Source organism: Verminephrobacter aporrectodeae subsp. tuberculatae At4 (assembly GCF_000193225.1).
GTDB classification, from domain to species: Bacteria; Pseudomonadota; Gammaproteobacteria; order Burkholderiales; family Burkholderiaceae_C; genus Acidovorax; species Acidovorax aporrectodeae.
Genome location: NZ_AFAL01000768.1, coordinates 1 through 10,304, shown reverse-complemented (window position 1 = coordinate 10,304; position 10,304 = coordinate 1). Strand labels below are relative to the sequence as shown.

Sequence of the window (10,304 nt, the reverse complement as noted above, 5' to 3'; positions counted from 1 at the left end):
GCGCTCGGCGTTCGCCGTGAGCGGGCCCAGCGTGCCGTTGGCGCCGGTGAGCACGACGTCGCCCTGCGTGAAGCCGGTGACGGGCTCGCTGAAGGTAAAGGTGACGGTGGTGCTCTCGCCCACGGTGAGCGCGCTGTCGGCCAGCGTGATGCGCACGGTGGGACGCACGAGGTCGTAGCTGAAGGAGGCGAAGGACGGGCTTCCCTCTCCCTGGTTGCCCGCCAGATCGACCACGCCGGAGAGGTTCACCCGGATGCGGTTGCCGGTCGTCGAGAGGCCGACGGGAGGCGGGGCCGTCAGGGTGCACTGCCAGGTGATGCCGTCGGTGCTGCGCAGGTCGGAGAAGATGCCGCCGCTGGGCGCGGGGTCCATCGTGAGGTCCGACAGGGTGAATGCCTTGCTGTCCGTGGAAGGCAGGCTCCGGTTCAGCGCTTCGGAGAAGACGATGGTGACGGTGGTCGATTCGTTGCCGCTGAGCTTGCTGTCGGCGAGCGTGACGGAGCGCACGGAGGGCCGTACGGTGTCCACGCTGAAGTGGGCGCTGCTGGCCTGGCCTGCCCCGGCCTGGCCTGTGGCGCTGGTCACGCCGGCAAGGTTCACGCGGATGGTGTTGCTGCTGTCCTCGGTGTTCGCCGCGGGGGTGAACGTGGCGCTCCAGGTGTTGCCTTCGGCACTCGCCGTGAGCGGGCCGAGCGTGCCGTTGGCGTCGCTGAGCACGACGTCGGCGGCGGTGAATCCGCTGACGGTTTCGCTGAAGGCAAAGGTGACGGTGGTGGTTTTGCCTATTGCCAGCTGGGTGTCGGCCAGCGTGATGGTGGCGTTGAGCGGCGCGGTGTGCACGCTGTAGTTGGCGCTGATGGCGCGGCCTTCGCCGGCGCGGCCCGTGGCGCCGGTCACGCCGCCGAGGTTCACGCGGATGGTGTTCGTCGCGTCATCGACGTTCGCCGCGGGCGTGAAGGTGGCGCTCCAGGTTTTGCCGTCGGCGTCCGCCGTGAGCGGGCCGAGCGTGCCGTTGGCGTCGCTGAGCACGACGTGGGCGCTCGTGAAGCCGGTCACGCGCTCGTTGAAGCGGAAGGTGACGGTGGTGGTCTCCCCCAGGGTGAGGCGGGTGTCGGCCAGCGTGATGGCGGCGTAGGGGCGCGTGGGGTCGATGGTGTTGATCTGGTAGCTGGCGCTGCTGGTGATGCCTTCGCCCGTGTTGCCCGCGGTGTCGCGCACGCGGCCCATGTTCACGCCGATGGTGTTGCTCGCGACGCTCACGTTCGCCGTGGGTGTGAAGGTGGCGGTCCAGTTTCTGCCGAAGGAGTCGGGGGTGAGGTTGCTCAGCGTGCCGTTGGCGCCGATGAGCACGACGTCCTCCTGCGCAAAGCGGATGCCGCGCTCGCTGAAGGCAAACACGACGGTGGTGGTTTCGCCCACGGTGAGCTGGGTGTCGGCCAGCGTGATGGTGACGGTGGGGCGCGTGAGGTCGTAGCTGAAGGGGGCGGAAGACGGGGTTCCCTCTCCCTGGTTGCCCGCCAGATCGACCACGCCGGGGAGGTTCACCTGGACGCGGTTGCCGGTCGTCGGGGAGCCGGCAAGCGGGGCCGTCAGGGTGCACTGCCAGGTGATGCCGTCCGCGGTGCGCAGGTCGGAGAATGTGCCGCCGCTGGACGCGGGGTTCATCGTCAGGTCGCGCAGCTGGAAGGCCCTGTCGTTTGCGGGAGCCATGCTCCGGTCCAGCGCTTCGGAGAAGACGATGGTGACGGTGGTCGACTCGCCGATGCCGAGCTTGTCGTCAGCGAGCGTGACGGAGAGCACCGAGGGCCGCCGGGTGTCTACCTGGTAGTTGGCGCTGCTGGCGCTGCCGAGCCCGGCGCGGCCGACGGTGTTCGTCACGCCCGTGAGGTTTACGGTGATGACGTTGCTGCTGTCCTCGACATTGCCCGTGGGGGTGAACGTGGCGGTCCAGGTGCGGCCGTCGGCGCCGGCCGTCAGGGGCCCCAGCGTGCCGTTGGGGGTCTCGACGTCGTCGGCCGTAAAGCCGAGGACCGGCGCGTTGAAGCGGAAGGTGACGGTGCTGGTCTCGCCGATCTTCAGGGCGCTGTCGCTCAGCGTGATGGTGACGGTGGGGCGCGTGGATTCGCTGGTGTCTATCTGGTAGTTGGCACTGGTGGCGTTGCCGGTGCCTGCCCGGCCTGCGCGGTTGGTCACGCCGGCAAGGTTCACGCTGATGGTGTTGCTCGTGTCCTGCACGCCGGTCGTGGGCGTGAAGGTCGCCGTCCAGGTTTTGCCGTCGGTATTCGCCGTGAGCGGGCCCAGCGTGCCGTTGGCGTCGCTGAGCACGATGTCGTCGCGCGTGAAGCCATTCACGGGATCGGCGAAGACAAAGGTGACGGTGGTGGTTCTGTCGATCCTGAGGTTGGTGTCGGCCAGCGTGATGGTGGCGCTGGGGGGTAGCGCGGTGTCGATGGCGTAGCTGGCACTGCTGGCGTTGCCAACGCCTGCCCGGCCTGCGCGCTGGGTCACGCCGGTCAGGTTGACGCTGATGGTGTTGCTCCCGTCGAGCACGTTGATCGTGGGCGTGAAGGTCGCCGTCCAGGTTTTGCCGTCGGCATTTGCCGTGAGCGGGCCCAGCGTGCCATTGGCGTCGCTGAGCACGATGTCTTCCGCCGTGAAGCCATGCACGCGCTCGGCGAAGGCAAAGGTGACGGTGGTGGTTTCGCCGGTCGTGAGGTTGTTGTCGGCCAACGTGATGGTGGCGGTGGGGAGCGCTACCGCGGTGTCGATGGCGTAGTTGGCGCTGCTGGCGTGACCGACGCCTGCCCGGTCTGCGCGGTTGGTCACGCCGGCCAGGTTCACGCGGATGGTGTTGCTCGCGTCCTGCACGTCGAGCGTGGGCAGGAAGGTCGCCGTCCAGGTTCTGCCGTCGGCATTTGCCCGGAGCGGGCTCAGCGTGCCGTTGGCGTCGCTGAGCATGATGTCTTCTGCCGTGAAGCCATTCACGACATCGGAGAAGACAAAGGTGACGATGGTGGTTTCGTCCATCCTGAGGTCGGTGTCGGCCAGCGTGATGGTGAGCGTGGGGCGCACGGCCCTGGTGTCGATGGCGTAGCTGGGGCTGCTGGCCTGGCCTTCGCCCGTGTTGCCCGGGACGTTGCGCACGCCCGCGAGGTTCACGCGGATGACGTTGCTGGCGCTTGCGGTGTTCGTCGCGGGCGTGAAGATCGCCGTCCAGGTCTTGCCGTCTGCATCCGCCGTGAGCGGGCCGAGCGTGCCTTTGGCGTCGGTGAGCACGACGTCCTCCGCGCTGAAGTCCGTGACCGCCTCGCTGAAGGCGAAGCGGACCGTGGTGCTCTGGCGCACCGTGAGGCTGGTACTGCCCAGCGTGACCGTGGCGCTGGGGCGCACGGTGTGGACGCTGTAGCTGGCGCTGCTCGCCTGGCCGACGCCTATGGTGTCCGCCGCGTCCGCGGCGGTCACGCCGGCGAGGTTGATGCGGATGGTGTTGCTGGTGGCGTTGACGTTGGCTGTGGGCGTGAAGGTCGCCGTCCAGGCCCTGCTGTCGGTATTCACCGTGAGCGGGCCGAGCGTGCCGTTGGCGTCGCTGAGGACGATGTCGTCCGCCGTGAAGCCGTTGACGCGATTGCTGAAGACGATGGTGACGGTGGTGGTTTCACCGACTGTGAGGTTGGTGTCGGCGAGCGTGATGGTCGCGGTCGGCGGGCCAGACCGGACCGGCGGGAGCGGCGGCGGGGGTGGAGGGGGCGGCGGGGGCGGAGGCGGGGCAGCGGGTTCGCGGGTGTCAACGTCGTAGAGGTTCGCGCCGGCGGCGTGGATCCCGCCCGGTCCGGTCACGTTGCCCTGGGCGTCGCTCATTCCCCCCTTCGTGATGGTTATCTTGACGTTGGACGCGGTGGTACTGAAATCCGGGGCGCGGATGGTGAGGATCCAGATCTTTCCGCCGTCGGTGGGGTTCAGGCTGGTTATCGTGCCGCTGGAAGCGCCGGCGGAGAGATGTATGGCGTTGGTGGTAAAGCCCGTCACCGGTTCGTCGAAGGTGAAGGTGAAGGTGATGGTTCCGCCGGTTTTGAGAGAGCGGCTCGAGAGCACCATATCGTCCATCCAGGGCGGGGTGCTGTCGTTGGTGTAGGTTTGGTCGTAGGCTATGTAGGTCCCCCCCGTCGTGTCGCCGGGCACGTTGCCCCCGGTGGCCACGTTGCCCGCGCGATCGGTGATGTCGCGCAGCTTGAGCGCGATGAGGTTGCCGCGCGTGTTGTCGGCAGCCGGGGTCTTGAGCGTGACCTGCCACGTGGTTCCGCCGTCCGTGGTGCGCAGGTTCGACAGCGTTCCCCGCAGGCCATCGGTCGCCTGCTTGCGCTGGGTCCCGGGATCGATGATCTCCAGGTCATCCAGCGTGAAGCTGTTTGCATCCAGTGCGTCGGAGAAGACGATGGTGATGGTGGTTGTCTTGTTCGGACCCAGGACGCGGTCAGCGATGACCAGACTGCGCACCGTGGGGCCGTGGTAGGTGGTGTTGATGTCGTAGCTGACGCCGGTGGCAACCACCCCCTCGCCCGCGTTGCCCGCCCGGTCGTTCACGCCGGCCATGTTCACGCGAAAGGTGTTGTTCGTCGAGGTAATGTTGCGCGTCGGCGCGCTCAGGTTCGCGGTCCAGACGCTGCCGTCGCCGGTGGACGTGAAGTGCGAGAGCATGCCATCGCGCAGGCCATTCACCAGCAGCACGTCGTTCAGGCCAAAGCCCGTCACCGGTTCGGAGAAGGTAAAGCTCACCAGGGCGGTTTCGTAGCGCGTGAGAACGGTGTCGGTCTCGCCCGCGCCGTGGCTGATGCGCGTGCCGAGCAGCCTGGGCCGGGTGGTGTCCACGCTGTAGCTCAGGCCCGTGGCCTCGGTGACCAGGCCCGTGTGGCCCGCGCGGTTTCTGACGCCCGCGAGGTCCACGCTGATCGGGTTGTTCGTCGACGTCGCGCCGGCGCCGGTGCCGGGGGCATGCAGCGCCACCTCCCAGGTGTCGTTGCTGCCGTCGGTCCCGGGCTGCCAGGCGGCGGACACTTGGCCCACGCTGCCGGTGCCGGGGGCCAGGATCACGTCGGAGGCGTCGAAGCCCGTCACGGGCTCGCTGAATTTGATTGTGATGTAGGCGGTCTGGCCAATGCCGAGTTGGTTGTCGTCGATGCTGTGGCCGGTCACGGCCAACGTGGGCCGCACGGTGCCCCCGGGCACGGTGTCGATGACGTAGATGGCGCTGCTGGCCTGGCCTTCGCCCGTGTTGCCTGCGGCGTTGCGCACGCCCGCGAGGTTCACGCGGATGGTGTTGCTCGCGTTTGCGGTGTTCTCCGCGGGCGTGAAGGCCGCCGTCCAGGTCTTGCCTTCGGTATCTGTGGAGAGGAGTGCGCCAAGCGTGCCGTTGGCGTGGGTGAGCACGACGTCCTCCGCGCTGAAGCCCGTGACCGCCTCGCTGAAGGCGAAGCGGACCATGGTGATCTGGCCCGCCGTGAGGCTGATACTGTCGAGCATGATCGTGGCGCTGGGGCGCACGGTGTTGATGCTGTAGTTGCTGCTGCTCGCCTGGCCGACGCCTGCGGCGTTCGTCGCGTCTGCGGCGGTCACGCCGGCGAGGTTCACGCGGATGGTGTTGCTGCTGGCGTTGACGTTGGCTGCGGGCGTAAAGGTCGCTATCCAGGTCCTGTCGTCTGCATGCTCCGTGAGCGCGTCCAACGTGCCGTTGGCGTGGCTGAGGACGATGTCGCTTGCCGTGAAGCCGTTCACGCGCTTGCTGAAGAAAAAGGTGACGGTGGTGCTTTCACCGGCCGTGAGGTTGTTGTCGTCGAGCGTGATGGTCGCGGTGAGCGGGCCAGGCTGGACAGGCGGGGCAGCGGGGCCGCTGGTGTCGACGTCGTAGAGGTTCGCGCTGGCGGCCTGGTACTCGCCCGATCCGGCCGCGTTGCCCGCGAGGTCCCTGATTCCCTCCTTCGCGATGCTCATCTTGACGTTGGACGCGGTGGTACTGATCGTCGGGGCGCTGATGGTGACGATCCAGGTCCTTCCGCCGTCGCTGGAGTTCAGGCCGGACACCGTGCCACTGGAAGCGCCGGCGGAGAGCTGTATGGCGCTGGTGGTGAGGCCCGTCACCGGCTCGTCGAAGGTGACGGTGAAGGTGATGGTGCCGCCGGTTCCGAGGGAGCGGCTCGAGATCACCATACCGGCCATCTGGGGCGCGGTGCTGTCGTTGGTGTAGGCCTGGTTGTAGGCTATACAGGTCCCCCCCGTCGTGTCGCCGGGCACGTTGCCCCCGCTGACCACGTTGCCCGCGCGATCGGTTATGCCGCTCAGCTTGAGCGCGATGAGGTTGCCGCTCGTGTTGTCCGCAGCCGGGGACTTGAGCGTGAGCTTCCACGTGGTTCCGCCGTCCGTGGTGCGCAGGTTCGACAGCGTTCCCCGCAGGCCATCGGTCGCCTGCTTGCGCTGGGTCACGGGATCGATGATCTCCAGGTCATCCAGCGTGAAGCTGTTTGCATCCAGTGCGCTGGTGAAGGTGATGGTGACGGTGGTTTCCTCGTTCGCAGCCAGGAGGCGGTCCTCGATGAGCAGACTGCGCACCGCGGTGGTGCCCACGGTGTTGATGCCGTAGCTGACGCCGGTGGCAACCACCCCCTCGCCCGCGTTGCCCGCCAGGTCGGTCACGCCGCGCATGTTCACGCGAAAGGTGTTGTTCGACGAGGTGATGTTGCGCGTCGGCGCGCTCAGGTTCGCGGTCCAGACGCTGCCGTCGCCGGTGGACGTGAAGTGCGACAGCATGCCATCGCGCAGGCCATTCACCAGCAGCACGTCGTTCAGGCCAAAGTCCGTCACCGGTTCGGAGAAGGTGAAGCTGACCAGCGCGTTTTCGCGGAATTTGAGAACGGTGTCGGTCTTGCCCGCGTCGTAGCTGATGCGCGTGCTGAGCAGCGTGGGCCGGGTGGTGTCCACGCTGTAGCTCAGGCCCGTGGCCACGGTGCCCTGGCCCGTGCTGCCCCCGCGGGTGCTGACGCCCGCGAGGTTCACGCTGATCGGGTTGTTCGTCGACGTCGCGCCGGCGCCGGGGGCATGGAGCACCACCTCCCAGGTGTCGCTGCTGCCGTCGGCCGCGGGCTGCCAGGCGGTGAACACTTGGCCCACGCTGCCGCTGCCGGGGGCCAGGATCACGTCGGAGGCGTCGAAGCCCGTCACGGGCTCGCTGAATTTGATTTTGATGTAGGCGGTCTCGCCCACGCTGAGCCGGTTGTCGTCGATGGTGTGGCCGGTCGCGGCCAACGTGGGCCGCACGGTGCTCACGGTGTAGGCGTTGCTGGAGACGGGGTCGCCCAGGCCCACGTTGCCATGCGGGTCGCGCACGCCGCTGATGTTCACGCGGATCACGCCGCTGGCGGTTTGCACGTCGGCAAGGGGCGTGAAGGTGGCGGTCCAGGTTTTGCCGCCGTCGGCGCTCACGGGATCGCTCAGCGTGCCCCGGGCATTCGCGAGGTTGATGGCCGCCTTGAAGCTGGTGGCGCTGACTTCCTTGGAGAAAGCAAAGGTGACGGTGGTGGTTTCGCCGGCACTCAGCTGGGTGTCGGCGAGCGTGATGCTGAGCTCGGGCCGCGCGGTATCCACGGTGTACTCGGCGGACTGGTACGTCCCGGAGCCCGCATTGCCGTCATCATCCGTGACCTTGGACAGGTCCAGGGAAATGCGGCCCACGCCCTTGGCCATGTTGACGTTCGGGGTGAACGTGGCGGAGCAGAACTTCTCGTTGTGGTTGTAGTCCCATTTCAGGTTGGTCAGGGTGCCCAGGGGCGAGACCACGTGGCGCAGGAAGTCAACTTGCGCCGGCTCGGCGTTGAACTCGAAAACTACCGTCACGGCCTCGCCCCGGCTCAGGTAGTTGTCGCTCAGGCGAATGTTGACGCGATTCAGCCTGGTGCCCGCGTTGTTGGACGCAGCGCTTTCTACGCTGTACTCGCTGGACTGGTACACCCCGGTGCCCGGGCTGCCGAGCCCGTCCGTGACGTTCGCCAGGTCCAGCGAGATGCGGCCGTGGACCCCGCGCGCATTCGCATCCGGGGTGAACGTGGCGGTGAAGATCCGGGCGTCTTCGGTGGACCTGACCAGGTTGGACAAGCGGCCATGGGTCGCCACCACGTCGGCGAGGGCGAAGCTTTCCTCCAACGGCCATCCGTTGAACTCGAAGGTCACCGTCATGGTCTCGCCCGCGGTCAGCTGGCTGTCGCTGATGCGGATGTTGACGCGGCTGAAGTCGGTGGTGGACGGCAAGTTGTCCACGGTGTACTCGGCGGACTGGTACACCCCGGTGCCCGCAGTGCCGTCGCTGTCCTGGAGCTTGGACAGGTCCAGCGTGATGCGGCCTACGGCCTTGCTCGTTTTGTTGTGCGGCGTGAATTTGACGGTGTAGATCTTGGCGTTGTTCGGGGCCCTGACCAAGTCATGCAAGACGCCAAGGGGCGCCACGATGTCGCTGATGGTGAAACTCGACTCCAACGCCCATCCGTTGAACTCGAAGGTCACGGTCATGCTTTCGTCCTTGCCCAGGAACGTGTCGCTCAGGCGGATGCTCACGTGATCCAGGGCAGGGTTGCTCTGCGCGTTGCGCGGCATGGTGTCCACGGTGTACTCAATGGACTGCCGCACCCCCATTCCCGGATGGCCTTCGGTACCCGTATCCTCCCCATCCGCGATATTTTTCAGGTCCAGGGTGATGCGGCCGACGGCCCGGTTCGTGTTCGCGTTCGGTGTGAACGTGGCGGTGTAGACCCTGGCGTTGTTCGAGTCCCTGACCAGGTTGGACAAGACGCCATTGGGCGCACTCACGTCGGTGAGGGCGAAGCTCTCCTCCAACGCCCATCCGTCGAACTCGAAAGTCACCGTCGTCGTCTCGCCCGCGGTCAAATAGTTGTCACCAAGGCGGATGAAGACGTTCGTGAAGTTCGCCGGCATCAGGGTGTACACGGTGTACTCTTTGGACTGGCGCACCCCGGTGCCCGCGTTGCCGTCCGCATCCGTGAGTTTGGCCAAGTCCAGCGTGATCTGGCCCACGACCCTGTTCTTGTGGTGATCCGGTGTGTATGTGGCGGTGTAGATCTTGGCGTTGTTCGGGTCCCGGACCAAGTCGGACAGTTCGCCATGCGACGCCGACACGTCATCGAGCGAGAAACTGCTCTCCAACGGCCATCCGTTGAACTCGAAAGTGACCGTCATGGAGCGCCCCCCGATCAGAGCGTCTTTGCTGATGCTGATGGTGACGTCGCTGAGCTTGGGGTTGCGGACCGCGTTGGCCGGCATGGTGTCCACGGTGTACTCCACGGACTGGAAGACCCCGCAAGGCTTCGTCGCTTTCGTCACCCAGAGATCGTTCAGGTCCATGGTGATGCGACCGCGGGCCTTGTCCACGTTCGCATTCGGTGTGAATGTGGCGGTGAATATCCGGTCGTTCTCCGAGTTCTGGACCAAGTTGGACAAAACCCCGTTGGGTGTGTCCTGGGTCGCCATACTCGAGAGATTGAAGGAGGACACCCTCGTTGTGTAGTTATAGGTCGGCGCTTCGTTGAACACGTAAGTCACCGTCATGGTCTCCCCAGCGGTCAGATGCGTGTCGCTGATGAGAATGATGAGGTTGCTGATACCCGTAGAGTGGGTGTGGGCCATGGCGGAAATCCTTCAGTAAATAATTCCGTTATAACGCAAAAAATAGCATGTAACGAAATTTCCGCTCTATCGTCTCGGTGAACCGCTCCATTCACCGCATTAACAACCCGCACCGGAGACTCGCACGCCGATACCATCAAGTGCAAATGAGAGTACAAGTTCTATTACAAATGATATTACATGTGTAATTACATATGCAATTCAATCCGCAATCAAAAGCGTAATTGAAAGTGCGTAATTTATTGCGCCCAGCCCGCTGCGCCGCAGCCATCGCAGGCACGCAAAAGTCCTTATCGGGACACCGGACAAGTCGCCTGGGCCCGGGGCGTTGACCGGCACCCTTTGCCTCCGGTTATTTCGGGGGTGGTTGCTCGCGGGGCCCCGTGCGCGCATGCGCGGAGCGCGCGCCGGGTGATTGCCCGACCCGGGGCCGCGCGCGGGTCAGAGCCAAAACCCGTTGGGCGCCAGATCGGACGCCAGGCCCACGACGGACAGCTGCATCTGCGCTGCGGCGCCGGGGGCGGTAATGGCGCCGTTGGCCTGGCCGTCGGCGTCGAACGGTCCGCCATCGCTGATCTCGAAGTCCAGCCGCAGCCGCCCGCCCTCGCTCACCATCTTGCCGC

General features: G+C 66.0%; 2 protein-coding genes. Both read right to left on the bottom strand.

The window, feature by feature from the left end:
• Positions 1-9,681: Ig-like domain-containing protein (locus VTU_RS30890; protein ID WP_010108560.1), on the bottom strand; the 9,681-nt coding region annotated here is incomplete at its 3' end.
• Between the two features lie 441 nt (positions 9,682-10,122).
• The coding region (locus VTU_RS29230; RefSeq protein WP_010108558.1) for a choice-of-anchor U domain-containing protein at positions 10,123-10,304 on the bottom strand (182 nt) is incomplete at its 5' end.